Genomic DNA, 25,679 nt, shown 5'->3' on the forward strand with positions numbered 1-25,679 from the left:
ATCATATGAGCAGATTGGAGATCATGTCCCCGACCCGCGCGCGGATCGTGATGGAGGGACTTTATAAAGATCTGGAACGAAGAATCGAGTCAAGCCCGCCGGGGCTCTGTCCGGTTGATATGGCCAGAGCATTTCTGGAGCTATGCCATGCGCAGACCTGCGGAAAGTGTGTGCCGTGCCGGATCGGTCTCGGACAATTGAACCAGCTGATCCGGGATGTGTTAAACGGAAAAGCGACGATGGACACGCTGGATCTTATGGAAAAGACAGCACTGTCGATCATGGACTCCGCCGATTGCGCCATCGGCTATGAGGCGGCGAACATGGTCTACAAGGGACTCATCGGCTACCGCGATGACTATGTGGAGCATATCAGGAACGGACGCTGTACCTGTACCTACAACCAGCCGGTTCCCTGTGTCGCGATCTGTCCTGCCCATGTGGACATTCCGGGCTATGTGGCGCTTGTGGAAGAAGGAAGATACGCCGATGCGATCCGTCTGATCCGCAAGGACAACCCGTTCCCAACCACCTGCGGCTTTATTTGTGAGCATCCCTGCGAGGCGAGATGCCGCCGGAACATGGTGGATGATGCGGTCAACATCAGAGGCCTCAAGCGGTTTGCGGCGGACTACGCAGGCTTTGTGGATCCGCCGGAATGTGCTCCGTCAACGGGAAAGAAGGTCGCTGTCCTCGGCGGAGGCCCCGGAGGCCTTAGCGCAGCTTACTACTTACAGCTTATGGGACATCAGACTACCGTTTATGAGATGCTTCCGAAGCTCGGCGGCATGCTCCGCTACGGAATCCCGAACTACCGTCTCCCAAAGGATCGGCTGGATGACGATATCAACGCGATCTTAAAGACAGGAGTGGAAGTAAAACAGGGCTTAAAAATCGGCGTGGACATTACGATTCAGGAACTTCGGGAACAGTATGACGCGGTGCTCATCACCATCGGTGCCAGCACGGATAAAAAACTTGGACTTCCGGGCGAGGACGCGGACGGCGTGCTCTCCGCGGTACAGTTCTTAAGAAGTGTTGGAAAAGACGAGATCATCGATCTGACCGGAAAAGAAGTCGTTGTCATCGGCGGCGGAAACGTGTCCATGGATGCGGTCCGAACGGCGAAGAGACTGGGTGCGAAGAAAGTCAGCATTTTATATAGAAGACGAAGAAACGATATGACAGCGCTGCCCGGCGAGATCGAGGGCGCAATTGCCGAAGGAATCGAGATCGTGACCTTAAAGGCTCCGGCGTCCCTGGATGTCGGCGAGGATCACAAGATCCACGGCATCTACGCGACCCCGCAGATGATCAGCGCGATCAAGGATGGACGTGCCAGCGTGAAACCGACAGGAGAGCCGGATGTCTACATCCCATGCGACATCCTCATCAAGGCCATCGGACAGGATATCGAGTCCGGACATTTCGAGAAGGCCGGGATTCCGGTATCCCGCGGCAAGATCGTCACCTTAAAGAGCGGCGCTTTTGAGAACATGCCTGGCGTATTCGCGGGCGGCGACTGCTCCAGCGGTCCGGCTTCCGTCATTAAAGCCATCGCGGCGGCGAAGGTCGTTGCGGCGAACATCGATGAATACCTCGGCTACCACCACGAGATCACCAGCGGTGTGGAGATCCCGGAGGCGAGCCTGAAAGACAAGACCCCGTGCGGACGCGTGAACTTAACGGAACGTGATGCCTGCGAGCGTGTCTGCGATTTCAACGCAGTGGAGAACTGCATGACCGAGAAGGAGGCGAAGCAGGAAGCCGGACGGTGCCTGCGCTGCGACCATTTCGGATACGGAATCTTTAAAGGAGGCAGGAGTACATTATGGTAAATATGATCATCGACGGAAAACATGTTTCGGCAGAGGAAAATATCACGATCATGGAAGCTGCTGAGAGAAACGGGATCCCGATCCCGAAGCTCTGTTACTTAAAGGGGATCAACGAGATCGCGGCCTGCAGAGTCTGCGTCGTGGAGCTGGAAGGAAAAGAGAAGCTGATCACATCCTGCAACAATGTTGTGAAGGACGGCATGGTGATCTACACCAACAGCCCGAAGGTCAGAAATCATAGAAGAAATACGGTACAGTTATTATTATCCCAGCATGATAACCGGTGCGTTGTCTGTCCGAGAAACGGGAACTGCCAGTTACAGCAGGTTGCCTGCGACCTGAATATCCTGGACATTCCGTTCAGGCAGGAACCGGAATACCAGCCGTGGGATAAGGATTTCCCGCTGATCCGCAATTCCGCGAAATGCATCAAGTGCATGCGCTGCGTGCAGGTCTGCGACAAGATCCAGGGGCTTGGCATCTGGGATGTGGAGGGAACCGGTTCCAGAACGACCGTGAATGTAGCGGGACATAAGACGATCCGGGAAGCTGACTGTGCTCTCTGCGGTCAGTGTATCACCCACTGTCCGGTGGGAGCGCTCTCCGAGAGAGACGATACGGAGAAGGTCTGGGAAGCGATCGAGAATAAGGATAAGATCGTGGTGGCCCAGGTTGCCCCTGCGGTGCGCGCGGCCTGGGGCGAGGAGCTCGGACTTACGGACGAGGACGCGCCGGTGGGCAAGATTTTTGATGCTTTAAAACGCATGGGCGTGGACTACGCCTTTGATACAGTATTTTCTGCGGATCTCACGATCATGGAGGAGAGCACGGAGTTTATAAAACGGTTTACGAGCGGCGAGCTGAAGGAGAGACCGATGTTCACGTCCTGCTGCCCCGGCTGGGTGCGTTTTGTGAAGACCCAGTTCCCGTACATGGTGAACTATCTCTCCACGGCGAAATCCCCGCAGCAGATGTTCGGCGCGGTTATGAAGACATATTTCGCGGAAAAGCTTGGTGTTTCTCCGGATCAGATCTTTACGCTGTCCATCATGCCGTGTGTGGCAAAGAAAGGCGAGCGGGAGATGGATCTCTTCTACGGCGAGTATGCCGGACATGACGTGGATGCGGTTCTCACAACAAGAGAACTTGTGAAGATGATCCGCTCCGCCCACATCCGCCCGGATACCTTAGTGGAGTTCCCTGGCGACAGCCCGATGCACGCGGGAACCGGAGCGGGCGTGATCTTCGGAGCGACCGGCGGCGTTATGGAGGCGGCTCTCCGCACCGCGTATTTTACCTTAAAAGGCGAGAATCCTCCAGCAGACGCTTTTAAAGCGGTCCGCAGCGGAGGTTTTCAGGAGAATGCCGGAGTTCAGGAAGCGGAATTTGCCATCGGTGACATCAAACTCCGCACAGCAGCGGTCAGCGGACTCGGAAACACGAGAAGACTTTTACAGCAGATCGAGCGCGGCGAGGTCCACTACGATTTCGTGGAAGTCATGGCCTGCCCGGGCGGCTGTGTCGGCGGAGGCGGACAGCCGATCCACGATGGTGAGGAGCTGGCGTTTGCGAGAGGCAGAAAGCTCTATGCGCTGGACGCAAAAGCTGATATCCGCTACTCTCATGAGAACCCGGATATCAGGGAGATCTACAGTGATTTCTTTGGAAAGCCGATGTCCCATAAGGCGCATATGCTGCTACATACGGAGCATTGGAAAAATAATTAAAGTGTCAGTTAAATTACGGATACAGGAAAAGCACGCAGATGCAGGAAGCAGATGCGTGCTTTTATCTATTTTGCAAAGCGGATAAATAGTAAAAATAAGGTCCTCTGGTTTCATAAATCGGGATAAAAGGCGAAAGCCAGAGGACGTATATGTTTAAATCGCAGAATGAACAAAGATTTAGTTGATTGATGTTGATGTCCCCCACTCCTGCAGCGCTTTCGTCACCTTCGCATACTTTCTGTCCGGGACCGGAAGTACGGTTCCGTCGGTCAGGGTGATCTCGAAACGGCGGATGGACTGGACGAAAAGCGGGTTTACCATGAAGCTGGCGTGGACCCGCAGGAAAATGTCACTGTATTTTTTCTCGAGCTTTGAGATAGATTCCGTGGAATTGAACTCGCCGTTTAAGGTATGAAAGACCGTGTACGGGGAGCGGGATCCTGTCTCAATGTAAAGAATCGAATTCGCTGCCAGAAAATGACATACATGGTTCGATCCGGAAATCGTGATGCGGGGGCCGGTTGCAGGCGTGAGTGTCGTCGGGACTTTCATTTCATCATAATGGACCGGATAGATCTTATCACGGTCATCGTATGGAAAAGCGTTGGAGATATGGATGACAGCGGCTTTTGGAACCAGATGCTTTTTTCCATCGGGGCCGGTCACTTTTTTATCTCTCCAGGTGAAATGAAGCCTCTGGTCATGAACCGTCATTGCACCGTTTGGATAGTATGTATACACGAGATAGGTCAGAATGATCTCGCAGGCATGAGTTCCGCAGGAGATTGGTGTGGCGGAGATATTGCTCATCCGGAATGTCAGATGGTGTCTCCCTTCCTCCTGAGTGAAGGCGTTTAAGATATTTTCTTTTCCCTGCATCCACTGTCTCTCGGCAGGACCGATCCAGAGAAGATCGTCGTCGATGGCATCGAAGAACGGCTGCAGGCGGTTTTCGTAGTATTCGGTGATAATGTGTACGGATTGCTGGATCTGTGCGGAAATGTTCATAGATTCCTCCAATGAGGGCATGGGTCAAAAATTTTCGATTCATTTTATCATGCCGGAATGAAAAAAACAATTGATTTCGTGTCGAAAATGAAAAGTGAAAAGATCGTGAATTATGGTGTATTTGATACATGAAATCCTGCATTTAAAACCGGAGAATTGAACACTATGGTTTTGAATGATAAAATTGTAGAAAAAACGAAAATAAAAGAAAACGAAACGAAATAAAATAAATGTTCTGTATTTTTACAACTCGTGCAGAAAAACGACATCTTGTGCAGGAGATGTTGACGAAGAATGTCGAACATGTAAAAATGAAAAAAGTCAGGACTTTCGGAATCGGACAGAAATATATTTGCGGGAAGGAGGATACAGGAATGAAGACAGCAGAGGTTCTGGATCAGACAGAAACATTTGAGACAGCAGGCTTTGATATTTTGAATCATGTCGGAAAGATCACACAGGTAGATATGCCGATGGAATACGGAAGAGTCTGTCTGGCAGAACAGGTCGGAAAACACGCAGCCCTATTTCTGGACTTCACACAGGAACTCGATACGGTAGAGGAATTTATCCTGTGGATCAACGAGAACTGTAAAAGACAAAGCATACCCGTAGAGATGAGAGATCTGTATGAACTTGCTTCTTCAGAGAAACTTCTTCCGGAAATCAAGCGTTACCTGACTGCGGAGATAGCTGTCAGGATCACGGAGGCGGCAGGTTTGGAAAAGCTGGTGTCGATTTCCGGGATCCGGTATCTGAATTCCCGTGAGGTGATGTTTTTCGGGGGACGTCTGATGGAAAAGCTTACGGAAAGGATGAAAGTTGTTGTCTGGCTGGACTCAAAAGGACAGGAAAATTTATCGGAAAACCGTTTGAGGGAAATGTTTTGTGGAGAGATCTTCCGGCTGCGGCCGGAAAGAATGCTCCTTCCGGAAAAAGACATCAGACAACTGGCCGATATCAGGCTGTCGGGCCGTTCTGCAGAAGAAAAAGATCATATTGCAGCTGAATTGAGAAGATATTTTGGCGGATTTCCGGCTGGAATATGCTATGCGTTGGATCTCATGGCAAACGGGGAGAAACGGATTCCGGTAGAAGATCTCTGCAGACTGAAGGGACATCCGGTCTATGGACAGTATGGGAGAAACTGTCTGACAAAGCGTTTTACGGAAAAAGGAATGAGTATTTTAAAAGCCCTCTCCGGGTGGGAAAAAATCGACGGAGACATAGCGAGAGATACATTAGGGATCCCGTGGGCTGGGGAATACCTGAAGTTCTTAAAGGAAGAGGGAGTTCTTCTGTATGATCAGAAAGAGAAATGTTATCTGTTTCCGGGGATGTTTCGGGATTATCTGCAGGTGCAGGGAGAAAATAAAACCATTTTTGAGTACAGAAATACGGAGGAAGATGAGCAGGAGACCAGCGCGGGAAAAGTCCGGATCAAAAGCTTTGGAAGCTTTCATGTCCAGTACCATGGTGAAGAACCGAAGTGGCGGACAAAAAAGACGAAAGAACTGTTTGCGTTTCTATTTAATAAACAGGGGGTTCCGGTGAGCCGTGACGTGATCATAGGAAGTCTTTGGCCGGAACTTGAGGAAGATAGAGCCAGAAAACTTTTTTATACAACCATGACGTATCTGCGAAAAAATCTGAAGGATACCGGGATACCGGAGCTGATCATATGCAGGAAAGGAATGTATTATCTGGATGTTGGAAAGACGGAATCAGATTATGCGTCAATCATGGCGATAAAGGGACAACTGGAGAATGAAAACTGGACGGAGCTCTGGAAAATGCCGGATATCAGAGAGCTTTATGGGGGTGCTTATCTGGAATTCTGTACAGAAGAGTGGACTTATGGGATCCGGGCTTATATGGGACGCATTGTACAGCAGTGTCTGAGATCTCTGGGCTCTTATAAAATGAGAATCGGGGAGACGGCGGAGGCCGCGGAATATCTGGAATTGTTCAGAAATGAGGACCCCTATTCGGAAGATATCGCAGCGATGCTGATCACGGCATACGGAAGACTTGGTGATTATAAAAACGCAAACCGTGTATATAGAGAATATGAAGACCTTTATCTGCGGGAGTTTGAAGAAAAGCCTGGTCCGGAAGTCAGAAAGGCGTTTGAGGGCTGCAGAAAGAAATGGTGATGGAATGACGGATCTGGAGAGACGGATCGGGCTGGTGCGGGAACGCTGTTCTCTGACAGCCTTTGGAGCATTTGCGCTGGAGCTTTTATTGCTTGCTGAGTGGGATCCTGATCTGAACGGGACCAACGGGATCTATCCTGATGAGCTGATCCGGGCATGGGAAAAGAATAGACCGAATGCGGAAGCTGGGGGAAAAACAGACCGGGCGGAGCTTGATAAGGAGATCCGCACGATTGCCGGAAGGAACGTGGAAGAAGCGTCTGGCCGAATCATTTACCGCATCAGGGAACAGGTTCTGAGATTTATTGAGCAGGAATTTCCTCCGGATCCAGATGAGTTTTTTCTGGAGATTTTTTCGAATTTTGAGAAAGCGGAGGAACCGGATCCGGAGCGGAGTGTATACAGGGATATGATCCGGGTCGAACAGAAAAAGAAAGAGCATTCAGACGGATGGATCCTCCTGAATCTGGCTGGAAAAGACGGGAGCGGGAGGCTGGAGAATGTAAAAGCGTTCTGTCGTGAGAAGAAAATGGGGCTGATCCTTCTCGATGGAAGCTCTTTGCTGGAACTCGGGCGGGAAAAATTCCGGAGTATGTTTGGAGAGCTCGGGGTGAATGCCCTTTTAAAGGAACGTGTGATCGCTGTAATCTGGGAAGATGCACTGGGGGAACGGGAACTGTTCCGGGTTCTGAGAGAGATGGGGCATGAATGGGACAGACTTCCTGTTTTAGTGATAATTATCACGGAAACGCCGCTGCGTCCGGTAATTCCGGGGTCAGCGCAGGTTCCCGCAGTGTTTGAGATCCGGGAACCGGATCCATTTGCCAGAAAAGACATGGGAATGCGGTACGCGAAAAAATGGCAGATTCCATTTGAAGACGGATTCGGGGAAATGTGGCAGAGATTCCGTTTCACTCCGGGGCAGTTCCAGAACGTGCTGGAACAGGCGAAGGATATGGCTTTTGCGCGCAATGCGGAAATTCCATCGAGGGAAGAACTGAGAATTGCATGCAGGAGGCAGGCAGAGTACCGTTTTCATGGGAAAGCAGTATTGATCCGTCCACAGTTTGTCTGGGAGGATCTGGTTCTTCCGGAGATGTCGAAGAAGCTCCTTCAGGACATCTGCAGCCGAAGCAGAAATCAGGAGCTGGTATATGGTACCTGGGAATTTTCAAGCAGATTTCCATATGGTCTTGGGACATCTATTCTATTTACAGGCAGCCCGGGGACCGGAAAAACGATGGCGGCTCAGGTCATGGCAAATGAACTGGATCTGGAGTTGTACCGCATCAATCTGTCAGCGGTGGTCAGTAAATATGTGGGAGAGACGGAAAAAAATCTCAACATGATTTTTGAAGAAGCGTCAAAAAGTCTCTGTATCCTGTTTTTTGACGAGGCAGATGCCCTGTTTGGAAAACGGACGGAGGTAAAAGACTCTCAGGACAAGTATCAGAATATGGAGGCGGCATTTCTCCTGCAGAAGATGGAGGATTACGACGGAATCAGCATTCTTGCCACAAACTACCAGCAGAATCTTGATGAGGCATTCAAGCGGAGAATCCAGTACGTGGTGGAATTTTCCATTCCGGATGCAGGGGAGCGGCTTGAAATGTGGAACCGGGTATTCCCTGAGGCATGTCCGGTCAGAGAGGATGTAGATCTGCAGTTTTTGGCAGACCAGTTCGAGCTGACGGGAAGCAATATCAAAAACATTGCCGTAAATTCCGCGTTCCTTGCGGCAGCGGACGGCAGGGAGATCGACATGAGCCACATTCTCCGGGCACTTCAAAATGAATTTCAAAAGAGCGGGAAACGGCTGACTGGCGCGGAGATGGGACAGTACGGTATGGTTTAGGAAAATATCTGGAGGAAATACCATGGAGTACGATTACAGGGAATACCGGAAAGATTCACAGGCTGTGCTAAGGGAGAAGAACAGCCGCAGAGAAAAGATGGATCACTTTCTGTCCTCCGAGGGACGAAAAAAGGAAGGACGGGAACCGGAAAAAAAGCTGGAAATCGGGAATTCTTACGGAACGTTTGAAATCGGGGTTTCGAAAGCAGCAGCGAAAAAGAACAGGGAAGATGTTCAGAAAGCTCCGGAAAAACTGGCAGTCATATCGGGACTCAGAAAAGATCGGAGAAAAGAACTCAGGGATTACGAATATGTCCGTGAAAATGGGGCTGTGCCGCTTCCGTTTCTGCAAAAGAGAGCGTTTGTGAATCCGCATGTGAAAGAAAAGAGCGCAGCAGCACTGAAACTGGATCAGGAAAAAACGGGAAGCAGGCTGACAGAGAGTCTTTCTTTGATGAGAAATCAGGGAAGGCTTGAGACGGTTCAGGAGATGCTGCCGTTTTTAGACAGTGAAAGAGAGAAAGAGGAACGGGCGCAGCTTCTGGAAGAACAGAGGACAGTGGGGAAACTCTCGACGGTGAAGAATCAGTATCTGGATCAGCTAAAGGAAAATGAACTTCACAAACAGAGGGAAAAGGGAAGATTTATTCAGTCGGTTGATAAGATCCTGAAGAATAGGAGTGAGGAATTGCGGGCAGAAAAACGGGTACATAACGGAAGTCTTGAGGAATATTTAAAGAAAGTATGGAAAAATGTTCTGACGAAAGATGCGGAGAAAGATGGGGATATAGAAAATAATGGCGAGAAGGAAGAATTTGTTTAGAAAATGTTTGGCAACTCCTGCTATGATATGAAAAACAAGTCGAATCATGACCGTTATGTGCGAGAAAGGAGAAATGAAGGTTATGGCTGAGTATTTATCACCCGGCGTATATGTTGAGGAGTTCGATTCCGGTTCAAAGCCGATGGAAGGCGTTGGAACCAGTACCGCAGGATTTATCGGATTAGCGGAGAGAGGGCCGGTCGAAGGTCTTCCGCAGCTCGTTACAAACTTTTCCGACTTTAAGAGAAAGTATGGTGGGTATTTATCCGAGAATGAATTTGGCGAATATCGTTTCCTTGCGTACGCAGTAGAACATTTCTTTATCAATGGAGGCGCAAGATGCTTTATCGCCCGTGTAGCGCCGGAAGACGCGAAATGTGCGGCAGCAGCTGTTCCGTCAGAGGATAGTGCTGTTCTGACACTTACCGCGAAGAACCCGGGTATGTGGGGAAATAACATCCGCGCGGTGATCGCTCCGGCGAGCAAGGCGAAGACGCAGATCCTCGAGATCGTTCAGAATGCGTCCGGAAAAAAATATGTTGTAAAGAACGGCGGAGGATTCAATCCGGGAGATGTTGTAAGTTTTTCTGACGGAGAAAAGCTTGTCTACAACCGTGTCGTAAAAAATCAGGACAATATTCTTGAGTTTGAAAAAGAGTTTGAAGAAGATGTTGTTGATAAGAATCTGGTTCCGAAGAAAGTGATCAGCACATGTGAATTCACTCTGGAAGTCAGATATGAGGATCAGACAGAGGTTTACGAGAATGTATCCTTTAATATCGATGCCCCGAACTATATTGAGAAAAAGACCGCGAAATCTGACCTGATCACCGCAGCGTGTGCAGCAGGAGGAGCGGAGATAAAATCCCCGTTTGACAAGCTTTCTGCTGAGGGGGATGCAGTCGTAAGCGTTTCCTTTGCCGGTGGAAGCAATGGTTCCGTATCTTCGATCACTGCAGCGGACTTTATCGGATATGACAACGGAGCCAGCAGAAGAAGCGGAATTCAGGCATTCCTGGATAATGACGTGGTGTCTATTCTGGCAGTTCCTGGTGTTACAGATCCGAATGTGCAGCTCACCTTAGTTGCCCACTGTGAAAATCTGGGCAGCAGATTCGCAGTCCTCGATATGCCGAGGGACGCGAGAAAAGTCGATGACATGATCGCACACAGGGAGATCTTTGACAGCAGCTATGCCGCTTTATATCATCCGTGGCTTCAGGTCTTTGATCCGCTCGATAAAAAGAATTTTGCGATTCCGCCGTCCGGTTCCATCATGGGAATCTATGCGAGAAGTGACAACAGCCGCGGTGTACACAAAGCGCCTGCAAACGAAGTAGTCCGTGCCTGCGTGGGACTGGACTGCCAGTTTAATAAGGGAGAACAGGATATTCTGAACCCGAAGGGAATCAACCTGATCCGCGCGTTCCCGGGAATGGGAATCCGCGTATGGGGTGCGAGAACCGTATCCAGCGATCCGTCCTGGAAGTACATCAATGTCCGCCGTCTCTTTATCTTCATTGAGGAGTCCATTAAGGCGAACACGAACTGGGCTGTATTTGAGCCGAACGATGAGGTGCTCTGGGTTCGCGTGAAACGTACGATCGACGTATTCCTGACCGGAATGTGGCGCGGTGGTTCCTTAGCGGGAAGTGTTCCGTCAGAGGCATTCTTCGTAAACATCGGACGCGACACAATGAGTCAGGACGATATCGACAATGGACGTCTTGTATGTGTGATCGGTGTTGCACCTGTGAAACCTGCTGAGTTCGTAATCTTCAGGATTTCTCAGAAAACGAGTGATTCAGGCTCTGCCGAGTAATTGAGAGGAGAGATAAGACATGGCAGGATATCCGCATGGGAAATTTAACTATAAAGTAGAGATTGACGGCCTGGAGGCCGGGGGATTCTCAGAGGTTACCGGTTTTGATGCGTCCATCGATGTGATCGAATACCGGGAGGGCGATATGACACAGACACCGCTCAAGATCCCGGGACTGAAAAAATATGGAAATATCACTCTGAAACAGGGGCTTGTAGACTCCATGGTACTTTATGAGTGGATGACAGCAGGACTCGAGGGCGATGTGGAGAGAAAAACACTTACGATCACGCTCTTAGATATCGCGGGAAGCCCGGCTGCTTCCTGGCAGATCATCAACGCATGGCCGGTAAAATATACAGCACCGGATTTCAACGCGACATCCTCTGAGGTTGCGATCGAGAGTCTTGAAATCGCCCATGAGGGAATGACAAGAGTCTCATAAATACATAGCGGGAAATGGTAACGGATCCGGTATGACGGAACGTTGCGGAACATAAATGTCGGCTGGACTGCAGAAGAAGAAGGAGAGAATCCGGAAATTTTGCGGTCCGGCTGAACCTGCAAGAAAGGGGAACCAGCAATATGGCATTTCAGACCGAGTTTACATTTACGCTCCCAAGGGGCTATATCGATGATACGGGAATGATCCACAGGGAAGGGACCATGCGTCTCGCGAATGCAGCGGACGAGATTCTTCCGTTGAAAGATCCGCGGGTTCAGCAGAATCCGGGATATCTTACGATCATTCTTCTTGCGAGAGTTATCACGAAACTTGGTTCTCTTCCGGCGGTGGATACGAGGACGGTAGAGAAATTATTTACGATGGATCTGGCGTATCTTCAGGATCTTTATGAGAGGATCAACACAATGGAGATGCCGACCTACACAGGAATCTGTCCGCACTGCGGAAAGGAGATCAGGATCCCGGTAAATTTTATGGAGGCAGGTCAATAGAGACGTATCCGGCAGACAAAATCTACAAGGAAGCGGCATTTCTGGCCTATTACCTCCACTGGTCCCATGATGACATTATGGAGATGAGCCATTTGGACCGGATCCGGTGGTGCAGCGAGGTGTCGGGAATCAACAGCCGACTGAATGATGAGCCGGAAAATGTATTTAAGATCTAAGACCTGCGGCTTTGCCTGAGAGGAGTTCATGAGAAGCTGCCGGTATCAGATCCGGCAGATGACAGGGGGGTAAATATGCTGGGACATGGATTAGGAAGCTGGGCAGATCTGTGTGATAATTTTTCCTTCCGCGTGTTTATTGATAATCAGGAATTTGGTTTTTCCAGGGTAATGAATCTGGAGCAGGATCAGGAGGTTGAAGAATTTCAGGTCGGTGGAATGAATTTTGCGCCCCATATTGCGGTAACACCGAATAAAAAGGGCGGGCGTCTGATTCTGGAAAAGGGCAAATGTTTTTCTTCCGGTCAGAAGCAGATCAAAAACTGGAGAGCCGGTTACCGGATCAACAGCCTGATCGATGTGTTCATATATGACCGTTCCGGATCATTTGCCGGTTCCTATGGGATCAATGGCGGAGTGATCGTAAAGTGGGAGGTTTCAGGACTGGACGGGCTTGGAAATGAACTGCTGATCCAGAAGTTTGAGATTGCGCATGCCGGTGTGCAGATGGGAGACGCAAGGACAGGCGGAACGGGGGCTTCTTTCCGTGGATAATATAGAAGCAAAAACAGAATCGATCTATAAAAAAGCGTGGTGATCGGATGAGAGACAGGCTATGGAGGATACGGCAGACGCCGCAGAAATTCCATTATCTTGACTGGTGTGAAAAAATTAAAGAAAAATATTCTTTGAGAGAGGAATATGGGTTCGCCGGAGCGACACTGACATTTTTGCAGGGAGAGAAAGAATCTGAGCAAAAAAAGAGCGGTGAAGAGCGCCGGCTGATGTTGTTTTTTCAGAATCTCATTTTTTGCTGGCAAAATTCCATCGGAGTGAAGATATCTATCGGAAATGCGCGGATTCTGGAAGAGAGCGTCAGGACTGCGTTGGAACTCTCGATGAAAAATCTTTCCATGGAAGAAGAAAAACGGTTTTCGCGCGAGGTGAAGATTGCCAGGGATCTTCTGGCTGGAAAAGGGAGAACGGAAGCGGAAATGCGGGAGAGTCCGGTATTCTGCCGTTGGCAGGATGGATTCAGTTGGGAGGAGATCAGCGGGATCCGGGAAATACGGGAATACGCGAACAGCCAGAAAAAGACATTGGAGATCCGCCGGGAGACTGCACGGATCAGGAGCACGGGACTTACAGGACATTTGGAAGAACTGCAGGGAAGTGCGGAGAGAAGTACAGAAAGAAGTACAGAAAGAAGTACGGAAAGAAATACAGAAAGAAGTACGGAAACAGCTTCAGGCAGAAGTACAGCAGAACTTCCGGAGAGCCGCATGGTGTATCTGGAACCGGGAGAAAGAAAAAAAGATTCTGCAATGGAATCCAGGGAAACCACGGAGGTCAAAAAAAATATTGACCGGCTCCGAAAAGAGACGGCGATACAGAGAGAAAAACTGGCGGAAGCGGAGAAAAAGCTTCAGACAGAACGCGTCGAGGCAGAAGCACGGATCTTAGAGAGAGAGAGACAGATAGAGAGGGAACTGCAGTTAGAGAAGAAGAGACAGGCAGAGAGGGAACTGCAGTCAGAGAATCAGAGACAGACCGAGAGAAAACTGGGGTCAGGGAAGGAAAAGCAGGCAGAAGAACAGGGGCCGAAAATAGATAGACAGCAGTTAGAAAAACGGCAGCAGACAGAAGAGAAACGGTTGTCGGAGAGTCGGAAACAGTTGGAAAGAGAAGTGCTGTCAGAGGGGCGAAAACAGCCGGAAAGAGAAGTGCTATCGGAGAACTGGAAACAGCTGGAAGGAGAAGTGCTGTCGGAGAGTCGGAAACAGTTGGAAAGAGAAGTGCTGTCAGAGAGTTCGGAACAGCCGGGAGGAGAACCACAGTCAGAGAAAGAAAGGCAGATAGAGTCGGAAATTCATCTGCAGGAACAGAAAGAAGAATTGCAGACTGAATTCCGAAAACAGATAGAAAAAGAACTCCAGCGGGAAAGAGATTCCCAGAGAGAAGATTTGATCCGGAGGGAAGGACGGTTTCTACAATTTTCCGAAAATACAGATGAGTATGCAGAAACTGATATACAGGCGGAACCGACGGGAAATGAACAGCTGGAGATGCCGGAGAGCCATCTTGTGTACCTGACACAGACGGAAAAACAGGAAGAGACACCAGGAGTGGGAGCTCTGAAAACGGAAGAAACCATTCTCCAGGCCAGCAGCCGGATACGGGAAGAAAAACGAGAGCTGGAAGATAGGACAAGGCAGTTCGAGTCGGAAAAAAAGCAGCTGGAAGAAAAGCTGTATAAGACAGAAAAGATCCTGCGGACCGAGAAACAGAGAGAGATAGACAATGTTCAGCGGATCGAGAAACAGCTGGAGACCGAGAGACTTCGACAGTCGGAAAAACTGCGTGAGTTGGAAAGATTTCAGCAGTCGGAAAAACTGCGTGAGTTGGAAAGATTTCAGCAGCCGGAAAAACTGCATGAACTGGAAAGACTTCAACAGAAAGAAAAAATTTCCGAATTAGAAAAACGATATCAGCTGGAGCAACATCAGACGGAACAACTACTGACACTGCAGCAGAAACAAGATACAGAAAAGCAGCAGGAGACTGAAAAAAGGCAGCAGGTCGAAAAACTACTGGAGATTGAAAGACAGCAGCAGATAGATCACCGGTCAGAACCAAAAAAAACTTACCAGTTTGAGAAAGTGTTGGAAACAGAGAAATTTCAGCAGGAGGTTGAAAAAGAGCGGCAGGAGAAAAAGAAACTTGAATCAGAGTTCATACAGCAGACAGGAAAAAAATCAGAACTGGAATTCCTGCAGCAGTTAGGAAAGAATTCGGAATCACAGTCTGAAATTGACCGGGAGAGCCAATGGGAAAAGCAACTGGAACTGGAACAAGCACCACTTCCGGAATTGCCGGAGGCACAGCTAATCTACAGGAATCAGGAAAATCAGTCAGGTTCTTTACCAATGGACAGATCGTCAGATCAGGATCAGACGCCCAGTCAGCGAGATCGTCTGGAGCAGTTTTTGCCGATGACGGCAGCCGGAAAATCAGCGCTGGTGGAACAAAAAATTATAAATGAGCGGACAAATGTTATTTTAAAAAGTCTGCTGTCTGAATTTCAGCCAAGTGCAAGGCAACCAGATACGATCATAAATCTTCTGACTTCTATAAATCGACCGGATAATAAAACAAAACTTCAGGTACTCATGAGTAGCCAGGAGAATCAGATGAAACTTCGGACGGTTATGAACGATCTGGGTAATGCAGAAAAAGTCCGGAGTCTTACAGAGTATCCGGAAAGTATAACGAAATTTCATACACTTATGAGCCACCCGGAAAACGCGGCTAAGTTTAAGACAGTTACCGCTCAAGCTGAGAATACAACAAAGTTTCGGACGATTATGAGTCGATCAGAAAGCACAGCCGGATCTCAGTCAGGCGTGAATCCTATGTCAGGTGCGAATCCTATGTTGGCCGTAGCCAGCCGGATATCGGAATCAGGTGGATATCCATCAAATTCAGGATACTCGGAAATCCTGCCCGGCATCACAAGATTCCGCACGAGACGCGGTGCCCCGGGAAGTATCACGGAGATCCGCATGATATCGGGGATCCGGCCTGCTGTGCTGCAGATCCTCAAGACGGAAAATGACCGGTCGAGAGTCATCCAGAGCTTTGCTGGAACTGATCGCTTAAGAGTCATCCAGAGCTTTGCTGGAACTGATCGCTTAAGAAGCGCCCAGAACTTGGCAGGAATCGATCATTTAAGAGCAGCTCAGGATTTTGCTGGAATTCATCCGCTAAGAGTACTTCACAGATTTTCCGACATCAATCCGGCAAACAGTGTCCGGAACATGAATGAATCTGATCCGGAAATGATCCATATCCCGGATCTGGCCGGAGCCGTGAAAATCCAGTACGCAGATCATGGAAAGCACAGACAGGATCAGATAGCCTCAAATTCTGATGTCTTAGCAATGTCCGCAAAACTCACGCAGACAAGGGAAGAGACAAGGATCCTTAAACGGGATTCCGGATTTACAAGATCGACGCTCATAGAGCAGGAAAAGAAGATCAACGGACTTCGTCAGGAACTTCGCGAACAGATGCAGACAGTAAACGAAGAAGTAAAGCGCCTGATAAACACCCAAAAACAGGATGCATCCGTCCGGAATATGGCGGACCGTGTTATGAAGGAACTGCAGAAACAGTTCCGCACGGAGAAGATCCGCCGGGGCTATTAAAGCAGGAAAAATGACAAAGCAGGCAGAAGAACAAATACCGGTGCATATGAAGCACTGGAGCAGCTGCGGAATATCAGGGAAAGGAGCGGAACGATGGGATATGAGAAAGCGGTACTGATTCCCGAGGACGGGAAAAAGGAGATCAAGGTCCAGTTCAATCCGGCAGAGTACAACCTTTCCAGAAGTACAACCTACGCCGAAAAAAAGGTTCTGGGTCTGGATGACCCATTTACCCAGTATATCGCCGGGGAAGCTGAGACATTAAAGATTACGCTGATGTTTGATACATATATGCCTCCCGGAGAAAAAAACGCGGAGGAGAGTGGATCGGATGTGAGACTCCAGACAGAAAAAATCGCGAAGCTGATGGAACTGGATCCGAAAAAACACCGGCCGCCCAAAGTAACATTCCGCTATGGTTCCCTGATATTCAGCGGTGTGATCACGGAATTGAACCAGACATTTACGATGTTTCTGGCGAACGGAATGCCGGTCAGGGCAAAACTGGAAGTCACATTCCGCTCGATGGGAAAAGAAAATACCCATGTTCCGTTAGAATCCCCGGACAGGACGAAATGCCGGACGCTTTATGAAGGCCAGAGTCTGTGGGGGCTTGCTTACGAAGAATATGGCGATCCGGAAAAGTGGAAGGAGATCGCAAGGGAAAACCATATTACCAATCCGCTGCAGGTAAAACCGGGACAGGTGTTAAGACTGCCAGCCCTGTAAAACCGGACACAGGAGCAGAAAGATATCAGGGAAAGGAGGCGGCTTCATGGCTGATCTGATGACGGGAACCTATAGTACAGAAAACCTGCGGAGAGATAATGGCGGTTTTATGATACCGGATTTTTCCATTGAAGCAGATGGAAAACAGATCCGCCGGTCTTCAAAGAGCGGGACGCTTTTTATTGATTCCGTTCAACTGAAGCTCTCCGCCGATGCCTCCGGATCCCTGACATTTGATGTATTGAACGCCTATGATCTCGAAGCAAGAAAATTTTCGGATAAGGTAAAAGAAATGTTGAAACCGGGGAATGCGGTCAGCGCAAAGTTTGGGTATGCCGGAAATCTCGTGGAGATCTTCAGCGGATATATCCACAGCGTAAATTACGAGTACAATGACACTCCGACGATTTCTGTGACAGCGGTGGACATGATCCGGCTTATGCAGGACAACGAAGGCGGCGGACGGATCTATACCGGAAAATCTTATACGGAAATCTTTCAGGCGGTGATGAAACGCTACAGCTCCATCTGCCCTTCAAAAAACATAAAAGCAGATCCGCCGGCGGCAGTGGGGCAGACGCTGCAGATAGCGCAGAAAGGCAGCGATTACTCGTTCGTAAAGGATACGCTCTGCAGGTTAGAATGCCGGGAATTTTTCGTTCTGGCGGGAAAAGCGTATTTTATTGACGCATCCAGGAAAAAACAGTCCGTCGTGTCTCTGGAATGGGGACGGGATATCCTTTCTTTTTCCTGCGAGAGGAATTACATATATGAAACACTTCGGGTTCAGATGGTGGATCAGAACCGGCAGACGAAATCTCTGGAAAAGGAGATGACCTTTGAAGGACAACATCAGAAACGGGTGATTCCATCTCCCGGGATCAAGAATGTATCGATCGATTCAGAAGGAGATGCGGAGCGGGCGGTACTTCAGGTGAAAAAAGCGGTGGATGAAGAACGGCAGAAGGCAGTCCACTGCTCCGGAACCTGTATCGGAATCCCGCAGATCGTTCCGGGAAGAAGCCTGACGATCAGGAAACTGGATGCATGGATCGACGGGACGTACGAGATCCTGTCGGTGGAACACCGGATCGATGAGAATGGATATACAACACAGTTTGAACTTGGCGGCTGATTATGGGGAAGGAGATAGAGCATGGATCTGTTTAAAGAAATTCTTGATACAAAAACATCGTCCTCGTCCCCGCGATTCCGGATGCAGATGGCAGACCTTGCCACCGCGGTGGTGAAGGAAAACTGGGACAAAGAACATCCGGGCTGTGTCAAAGTGGAATATATTCTTGGTACGGACGGTGCAAAGACATCCGACTGGATCCGGGTTCTTCACGGATATGCCGGAAAAGGATTCGGCTCCTACGCTCTGCCGGAGATCGGCAGTGAGGTCCTTGTGGGATTTATTATGGGAGATATGGAAAATGCGGTAGTTCTCGGCTGCCTGCACAACAGCGAAAACCCACTCCCGGAAAAGACTGCGAATGAAAAGAATACAGTCAAAGAGATCAGGACGAAGGGCGGCTACGAGCTTACGATCTCGGAAGAAAAAGGGAAAGAAAAGCTCTCTGTGAAAACTCCCGGGGAGCAGATCCTGACGATTGATGATGAAAACCAGAAGATTGAAGTTCAGGATAAACAGGGAAAGGAAAAGATCTTAATTGATGGAAAAACGAATTCTGTCAGCATCACAGGGGATAAGAAGATCGAACTTGCAAGTAAAAGTGCGAAGCTTCTCCTTGACGGCGGTGCAAATAAGATCGAGCTCACCGCTTCGCAGATCATCATCAACGGAAAACAGATGGCAGAGCTCAAGGGACAGTCGTTAAAGCTGGAGGGCACTTCTGTAGAGTTAAAAGCGAAGGGAACGATGAAAGCGGAAGCATCGGGAATTGCCCAGCTCAAGGGAGCGATGGTAAAGATCAACTAAGGAGATGGAGGCGCAGGTATGGAAGAAAGAGAAAAGCGAGCGTTTTTGGGAACCGGCTTCCACTTTCCGTTGGAGATCGATGAGACCACGGGGCGGTTCCGGATGAGCAGTGAAGAGGAAAATATCAGAGAATCCATCAAGCTGATCCTGATGACAGGAAAAGGAGAGCGGGTCATGCGTCCGGAATTCGGCTGCGGTCTCAAACAGTATACCTATGAGACGATGGACTACGGAACGATGGTACAGATGGAGCGGGAGATCAGGACAGCGTTAGAACGCTGGGAACCGCGGATCGAGGATGTGGAAGCTTCTGTTTCGCCGGGGGAAGCACAGAACGCGCTGATGATCCGGATCGCGTTCCGGGTCAGGGCAACCAACAACCCGTATAATTATGTATTTCCTTTCTTTTTACAGGAAGGTTTTGAATAAATGACGAGAAGCAGGGAGGACGCTGTATGAAAATACCGGATATGAATGAAAAAAATACCAGGGCGTTTTTAGATAAAGTTAGAGAACGCGCGTCCTCCTACACCCCTGAGTGGCGTATGGATCTTGAAAATCCAGATGGCGGAACCGCGTTGGCATTATTGTTTGCGGGAATGTACGAGGATACGTTAAAGAAATATGCCAAGCTTCCGAGAAAAAGTATGCTGGATTTCTTTAACTGTGTGGGTACAGCTCTGGCCCCTGCGCGGCCGGCCGGAGGATACGCGGTATTTGGACTTGTGAATCAGGAGGCAGATGGAACAGAGATCCGGAGAGGGACCGGACTTCTTGCCAGACCGGAGGAAGATCAGGAAGAAATCATATTTGAGACGAGAAACGATGTATATGTGACCCCATCGAGAATCTGTGACATGGTTCAGGTCATTCCGGAAAAAGACGGGATATACAGGATACACAGGGAAGAGGATCAGAAAGTACCAGGAAATTTTCCACTTTTTGAGGAATACGGAGAAAACGTTCAGGAACATACGCTTTATCTGGCCCACAATCATGTTTTCTACGTGAAAAGATCCGGAAGTATCCGTCTGACATTCAGAAAAAGCCGGAACCGGGAACCGGATGCCGCTGTTCTGAGAGCACTTGCGGATCCGGAGTCGGCATCAGTGGAGTATTCAGCAGGGGAACGGTTTGAGCCGTTTGCAAAGGTGGAAGCAGAACCGGAGACGGGAGAACTGATCCTTCATAAGGGAGAAAATCAGCCGGCAACAGAAAAATGTGAGCTGGACGGAACATACGCTTTCTGGATCAGGATCCGCTGCAGGAATGTGTCCCTGCTGTCGGAGCTGGAATTTGCAGATATCCGGGTGACCTCCCAGACTGAACGCAGTGTCCCGGATGTGACTTTTGCAGGCGGGATCGAACAGAGGGGGGAATATCTTCCCTTTGGCGAACAGATGGGACTTTATGAGGAAGTTTATTTCTCGTCGGAGCAGGCACTGTCCCAGAAAAACGCTCAGATCACCTTGTCGTTCCGGATGAATTTCCTCCGGATACCGTCGGAGACATACGGACAGGATCGGAAGAGGGACTGGAAGCTTATCATGAAACGGACGGATTTTATTCCGGACCCGGAGTATGATATCGGGATCGACGAGGTGATCTGGGAGTATTATAACGGGAATGACTGGAGAAAACTTCCAGAGAGTGACAGATATTCCAAGGTGTTCCGGGCAGCTTCCGATCAACTGGAAAGAAAGACGGAGATCACATTCAACTGTCCGGGAGATCTGACACCGGTGCTTGTCGGGGCAGTAGAAGGAAGGTATATACGGGCAAGAATTTTAAAAATGAATAATCTGTATCGGTGGAACGGACAGTATATCACTCCGGTTTTAAGAGATACAGGATTTGAATACCGATATCATGAGCCGTTTCCGATGCCGGAGCTGATAGAACGGTTGAATAATATGAGATCCGACAGGATCTACCCGGAAGATCTTTTCCGGGCTGGAAAAGATCTGAAACCGTTTGTCCCGATGGAGGAGGAACGTGAGACGTTATATATAGGCTTTGACCAGCCGCTGCGGCAGTGGCCGATCCGGATTTTTTTCAAACTCCGGTCAGGCAGTCAGAATGGAAATCTCCTGAGATACGAGTATTATAACGGAAAAACCTGGAAAACACTGAACATGATCGACGGAACAGAAGGTTTTGGCCGGATCGGAATCGTTACATTGCTCGGAAATTCCGACTTTATGCCGGGAATCCTGTGGGAAAAAGAGAGGTTCTGGATCAGGATCAGGAAGACTGGAGATGATCGGAATACAGAAGCTTCGCAGCGCACGATGATCCAGGAGATATGGATGAATGCCACGGAGATCACGGCGGAGGAGACCATGGATCAGGAGGTCTTTTCCGTAGAAGCAAACGAAAAAAATGCTGTGTTCCGTCTGGCAGCTGGAAATATTACAAAAGCCGAAGTATGGGTGCAGGAACACCGGGAATATTCCGAGGAGCAGCTTGCGAAGCTTCGGCAGGCTTATGAAATCCGAACAGAAAAGACGGAGGACGGAACCGTGAGACATGTCTGGATCCGCTGGGAAGAACGGGAAAATTTCGCGTCCTCGACTGAGACAGATTGCCATTATATGCTCGAAAAAAATGAGGGAATCTTACAGTTTTCTGATGGGATCCATGGAAGGATCCCGGATGACTGCGGTGAAGCTTCCATCCGGGTCAGATACCGGTGCGGAGGTGGAAAACGCGGAAATGTGCCGGCGGGAGCAGTAAACAGGTTCCGGGAGACCACCGGTTTTGTCAATCAGGTCATAAATCCAATGGACATGTCCGGAGGTGTGGATCGGGAAAATGTGGAGACAGCGATCCAGAGGCAGGGGTGGGCATTCCGCCACAGAGGACGTGCGGTGACTGCCGGAGATTATGAAGCATTGGCGATGGAAAGCAGCGGCAGCATCCTGAAAGCGAAATGTTTTCCGGGACAGGGACGCGTGAATCTTGTCCTGCTGCTGCGGGAGCATAACCGGGAATTGGAAAATTTTGATCTGGTAAAACGGGAATGCCTTCAATATATGGAGGACAAGATTCCGGCGTCCCTTCGGGAAAACAGGAAATTCCAGATTCTGGAACCGCAGTTTATCCATATGGCGGTGAAGGCCGAGGTCCGCGTGAGGGATATGAACCAGATTTTAGAGACGAGACAGAGGATTTTAAAAGCACTTCATCTGTTTCTGAATCCCATGGAGGGGAATTTTCAGGGAAATGGATGGGAGATCGGAGTGGTCCCGAACCAGATCCAGATTTTAAATGAACTTCGGGGAGTTCAGGGCGTGGAGATTGTAACGTCGCTGAGTCTGATCCCGCAGACGGAACAGAATGGAAGACTTGTGGAGCTTGATGCGGAAGAGCTCGAAAAATTCCCGTATGCCGTGGCTGTAGAGGGAGAGCATCAGATCGATATAACAACGGGAGGTGGAGCAGATTGATTCCTACGATTCGGCTGGATGAGGAAAATTTTCAGGAAATCTTTGAGACGGCGAGAAAACGGATTCCGCTCCTGTACCCGGAATGGACAAATTTCAATGAAAATGATTCTGGAATTGCGCTTTTGGAATTGTTCTCATGGCTGAAGGAAGTTCAGGAATTCCATCTGAATCAGGTCGGACTGGAACATGAATCCGTATATTTAAAATTACTGGGCATCGAAAGAAAAGAAATCTGTCCGGCAAGGACAGTGGTAACCTGTTGTTCCGTGAAAGAGGAGACGGAGCTGCCGGAAGGTTTCCAGTTCCACGCAGGAGAGATCCCGTTCTGTTCCGTGGAAAGGACAAGGCTTTTTTCCGGAAAGCTTTGGAGGGTGCGTACAGGAAATACAGGAAGGCAGGGATATGTCTCGGAACGGGAGTGGGATGGATCCGATACGGGATGGAAACTTCCGGTTTTTACGGAAATACCGGAATACGGCGGTTTTCTGGAAATGGAGTTTTCCGGAAAGATGACAGGGGGACAGACCTTTGGATTCTTCTTCCGCCTTTCGGAAGAACGGAGCGCAAAAAGAAATCCGGTTTCAGAAGAGTTTGAGCCGCTGGCGGGGATCCGCGCGGAGTGCAAAGATACCGGTTCAGACAGCTGGAAGATATGTGAACTTGTGCGGGATGATACACACGCATTCCTGTACAGCGGAATCATAAAGATCCGGATCCCGGGTGAGATGGGAGAATCCGGCGCGGACAGGATCCGGTTTGTGTTTTCGGAAGGAGAATACGATGTAGTACCGGTACTCTCAGAGATCCTCTTAAATCCTGTGGAGCTCTGCCAGATGGAGCAGATCGGGGAGAGGATTCTGGGGGAGGGGACAGGATTCCCAAATCAGAGATTCCCGCTGGAGAGCGCCGGGACAATTCCGGCCTCAGTGGAACTGGAAGCAGAAGCTCCTGAGCATCCGGGAATATTTGAACCCTGGAGACGTGTCCGTGATTTTTCCGGATCAAAGCCGGAAGACAGACATTTTGTGGTCGACGGAGAGAGTGGAGATATCTGCTTTGGAGATGGAATCCACGGATTGCCGCCGGAAGGAATCATCCGTCTGATACGGCTTGGCAGGACAGAGGGAGTCGGCGGAAATGTAAAAAAAGGTCAGATCCATCCGGGGAGATCAGAGGAAGAAAAGATCCATCTGTTTGAGGCGTGGAATTTTGAGGATGTAACAGGCGGAGCTGACAGGGAGTCCACGAAAAGCTGTTTTGAGAGATTTGAGGCAGAACTCGCGAAAAAGTATTCTGCGGTCACGAAAGCGGATTATGAGGAGCTTATAAAGCGCGCGCCGGGACTTCTCATCGAACGGGTAAAGGTCGTGAGAGCAGACTGGGAACATAACCGGATCGTGGCGGCGGTAAAGTCCTGGTCAGAGAAAAAATGCCCGCAGCTGAGTGCCGGATACCGGAAGAACATCACGAAATTTATGGATAAGAAAAGGATTCTGGGAACGGATCTTCAGATCGCCGAACCGGAATATATCCAGATCCGTGTCTATGCGGATCTGGAACTTGTCGCGTGGTACAGGGATACCGAGCAGGTGTTAAAAGGAAAGATCCGCCGGTATTTTGAAGAATTTTGTTCGGACTTTGGGAGTCCGGTGTTATACAGCGGACTTTACGGATTTCTCGATGGACTGCAGGGAATCCGAAGAATCCGGTCGCTTACAATCGATGCGGCCGGACAGGGGATTCTCAGGAATATGAACGGGGATGTTTTTCTTCCTTCCGCGGGACTCGCGGTACTGGAACAGATCCAGCTCAGCGTATCCTACACAGGATAAAAAGGAAAGATGGGAGTACCAGATGGCAGAAGACAGGAAATACTTTATCTTTAATAAACCGATGGACTACCGGAGAGGAACGGTGGATAGAATGAATGCCGCGGACGGGATCCTGAGGCTGACCGGGGCGGAACCGGGCTGGTTTTTCTCAAGAGTTCTGGACAGCAGGGAAGAGGAGATGACCTGGCACCGTCTGAGAACTGTATGCGCGGAGAGAGACGGCGGATGGAACATGACTCTTTACAGCAGTGACAGCCGGTTTCTTGTATGGGGAGACAACAGTGCGCCGTTGGACGAGGTTCTGGCGGATCCGGAACTCTCTCTGGAAGAGAAAAAACAGCGGATGAGTTCCTGCTTCGCGAAAGAGATCCGGGGAGAAGCGGATGTGCCGCTGTTTGACGTAAGAGGCAGATATCTTTGGTTTCTTCTTGAAGCGGGGGGCGCGGCGGGAGATTTTGACGGGATCACAGAGATCCGGATCGATTTTCCGAAACAGAACTGGGTCTCCTGGCTGCCGGAGGTCTATCAGGGAAGTGGAAAGAACCGGGATTTTCTGGAGCGGTATCTCGGTGTATTCCAGAGCTTCTATGAAGAGCTGACGGAGAAGATCGGACGAAGCCCGGACCTCTTTGATCCGGACTGCGCGCAGGCGGACTTCCTTTCCTGGATGGCAGGCTGGCTGTCCATCGAGGACATTCCGGCCTGGAATGAAGAACAGTTGAGATATCTTTTAAAAAATGCCCTGCGGCTCTACCGGATTCGGGGAACTGTAGAATATCTGAAGGAAATGCTGACCTTATACAGGGACTGTGAGGTGTATGTGGTGGAACATTACCAGATGCAGGAGAGCGATCCGGAAAAGATCCGCAGATGGAAGAAACTGTATGGTGACAGCCCTTATACAGTGACAGTCCTGATCCATACGGGGCAGAATGGAGGACAGAAGGAATACAGGACCTTCATGCAGATTGTGAGGCATGCGGTTCCGGCACATATAGACTGCAGGATCGTTCTGCTGACTCCCTACATCTTTCTGGATCAGCACACGTATCTTGGCGTCAACAGCCGGCTTGGTGAATATCGTCCGATGCAGTTAGACGGATTGTCTGCCATGCATTTTTCACGGATCGGACAGTTGTAAGAGAAAGGAATACAGC

Annotated in this window: 19 protein-coding genes; 18 read left to right on the forward strand and 1 reads right to left on the reverse strand. The window is 49.5% G+C overall.

Annotation, left to right across the window (positions count from 1 at the left end):
- The first annotated feature begins 5 nt into the window (after nt 1–5).
- Entirely contained in the window at nt 6–1,838 is a 1,833-nt protein-coding gene (locus tag GPK83_RS05925) for an NAD(P)-binding protein (RefSeq protein WP_015552386.1), read from the forward strand.
- Nucleotides 1,832–3,565 carry a [FeFe] hydrogenase, group A gene (locus GPK83_RS05930; RefSeq protein ID WP_215704264.1) on the forward strand — a complete coding sequence of 578 codons (1,734 nt, stop codon included), beginning with the start codon at nt 1,832–1,834 and terminating at the stop codon, nt 3,563–3,565. Before GPK83_RS05925 ends, GPK83_RS05930 begins: the two co-directional genes overlap by 7 nt.
- A gap of 177 nt (nt 3,566–3,742) precedes the next feature.
- On the opposite strand, the gene GPK83_RS05935 is transcribed toward GPK83_RS05930, so the two are convergent.
- Nucleotides 3,743–4,573, reverse strand: a complete 831-nt coding sequence (locus GPK83_RS05935) for a LytTR family DNA-binding domain-containing protein (RefSeq protein ID WP_015552388.1) — start codon at nt 4,571–4,573, stop codon at nt 3,743–3,745.
- 374 nt (nt 4,574–4,947) lie between these two features.
- On the opposite strand from GPK83_RS05935, the gene GPK83_RS05940 reads away from it, so the two are divergent.
- From GPK83_RS05940 to GPK83_RS06010, 16 genes are all read left to right on the forward strand, one after another.
- Nucleotides 4,948–6,729: a BTAD domain-containing putative transcriptional regulator gene (locus GPK83_RS05940; RefSeq protein ID WP_181968008.1), complete on the forward strand. Its 1,782-nt coding sequence runs from the start codon at nt 4,948–4,950 to the stop codon at nt 6,727–6,729.
- On the forward strand, nt 6,704–8,584 hold the full coding sequence (locus GPK83_RS16800) for an AAA family ATPase (RefSeq protein ID WP_181968007.1): 1,881 nt from the start codon (nt 6,704–6,706) through the stop codon (nt 8,582–8,584). The genes GPK83_RS05940 and GPK83_RS16800 overlap by 26 nt, the downstream gene beginning before the upstream one ends.
- Nucleotides 8,585–8,606: 22 nt before the next feature.
- Nucleotides 8,607–9,407, forward strand: coding sequence for a hypothetical protein (locus GPK83_RS05950; protein ID WP_117552348.1), 801 nt, complete (start codon nt 8,607–8,609; stop codon nt 9,405–9,407).
- 82 nt (nt 9,408–9,489) lie between these two features.
- Nucleotides 9,490–11,229 carry a phage tail sheath C-terminal domain-containing protein gene (locus tag GPK83_RS05955; protein WP_117552347.1) on the forward strand — a complete coding sequence of 580 codons (1,740 nt, stop codon included), beginning with the start codon at nt 9,490–9,492 and terminating at the stop codon, nt 11,227–11,229.
- 19 nt (nt 11,230–11,248) lie between these two features.
- Complete coding sequence (locus GPK83_RS05960) at nt 11,249–11,674, forward strand: phage tail protein (RefSeq protein ID WP_015552447.1); 426 nt, start codon at nt 11,249–11,251, stop codon at nt 11,672–11,674.
- Nucleotides 11,675–11,814: 140 nt separating this feature from the next.
- Complete coding sequence (locus GPK83_RS05965; RefSeq protein ID WP_117552346.1) at nt 11,815–12,186, forward strand: phage tail assembly protein; 372 nt, start codon at nt 11,815–11,817, stop codon at nt 12,184–12,186.
- Nucleotides 12,183–12,362: a DUF6760 family protein gene (locus GPK83_RS17310; protein ID WP_117552345.1), complete on the forward strand. Its 180-nt coding sequence runs from the start codon at nt 12,183–12,185 to the stop codon at nt 12,360–12,362. The genes GPK83_RS05965 and GPK83_RS17310 overlap by 4 nt, the downstream gene beginning before the upstream one ends.
- A gap of 75 nt (nt 12,363–12,437) precedes the next feature.
- Entirely contained in the window at nt 12,438–12,917 is a 480-nt protein-coding gene (locus tag GPK83_RS05970; protein ID WP_015552449.1) for a phage tail protein, read from the forward strand.
- Nucleotides 12,918–13,195: 278 nt separating this feature from the next.
- Nucleotides 13,196–16,570, forward strand: a complete 3,375-nt coding sequence (locus GPK83_RS05975) for a hypothetical protein (RefSeq protein WP_215704265.1) — start codon at nt 13,196–13,198, stop codon at nt 16,568–16,570.
- A 93-nt stretch (nt 16,571–16,663) separates the two neighbouring features.
- A complete protein-coding gene (locus GPK83_RS05980) occupies nt 16,664–17,299 on the forward strand; it encodes a hypothetical protein (RefSeq protein ID WP_015552450.1) in 636 nt (211 codons plus the stop codon).
- A 46-nt stretch (nt 17,300–17,345) separates the two neighbouring features.
- Nucleotides 17,346–18,434 (forward strand): phage late control D family protein, encoded by a 1,089-nt coding sequence (locus tag GPK83_RS05985; protein ID WP_015552451.1) that lies wholly within the window; start codon nt 17,346–17,348, stop codon nt 18,432–18,434.
- 21 nt (nt 18,435–18,455) lie between these two features.
- Nucleotides 18,456–19,241: a phage baseplate assembly protein V gene (locus GPK83_RS05990; RefSeq protein WP_117552343.1), complete on the forward strand. Its 786-nt coding sequence runs from the start codon at nt 18,456–18,458 to the stop codon at nt 19,239–19,241.
- An 18-nt stretch (nt 19,242–19,259) separates the two neighbouring features.
- Nucleotides 19,260–19,670, forward strand: a complete 411-nt coding sequence (locus GPK83_RS05995) for a GPW/gp25 family protein (protein WP_117552342.1) — start codon at nt 19,260–19,262, stop codon at nt 19,668–19,670.
- Nucleotides 19,671–19,696: 26 nt separating this feature from the next.
- On the forward strand, nt 19,697–22,690 hold the full coding sequence (locus tag GPK83_RS06000) for a baseplate J/gp47 family protein (protein ID WP_215704266.1): 2,994 nt from the start codon (nt 19,697–19,699) through the stop codon (nt 22,688–22,690).
- Complete coding sequence (locus tag GPK83_RS06005) at nt 22,687–24,522, forward strand: baseplate J/gp47 family protein (RefSeq protein WP_117552339.1); 1,836 nt, start codon at nt 22,687–22,689, stop codon at nt 24,520–24,522. The genes GPK83_RS06000 and GPK83_RS06005 overlap by 4 nt, the downstream gene beginning before the upstream one ends.
- Before the next feature lie 22 nt (nt 24,523–24,544).
- Nucleotides 24,545–25,663, forward strand: coding sequence for a phage tail protein (locus GPK83_RS06010; protein WP_181968006.1), 1,119 nt, complete (start codon nt 24,545–24,547; stop codon nt 25,661–25,663).
- The last annotated feature ends 16 nt before the right edge of the window (nt 25,664–25,679 follow it).

The organism is Clostridium sp. MCC328 (genome assembly GCF_018785465.1).
Classification (GTDB): Bacteria; Bacillota; Clostridia; order Lachnospirales; family Lachnospiraceae; genus Pilosibacter; species Pilosibacter fragilis.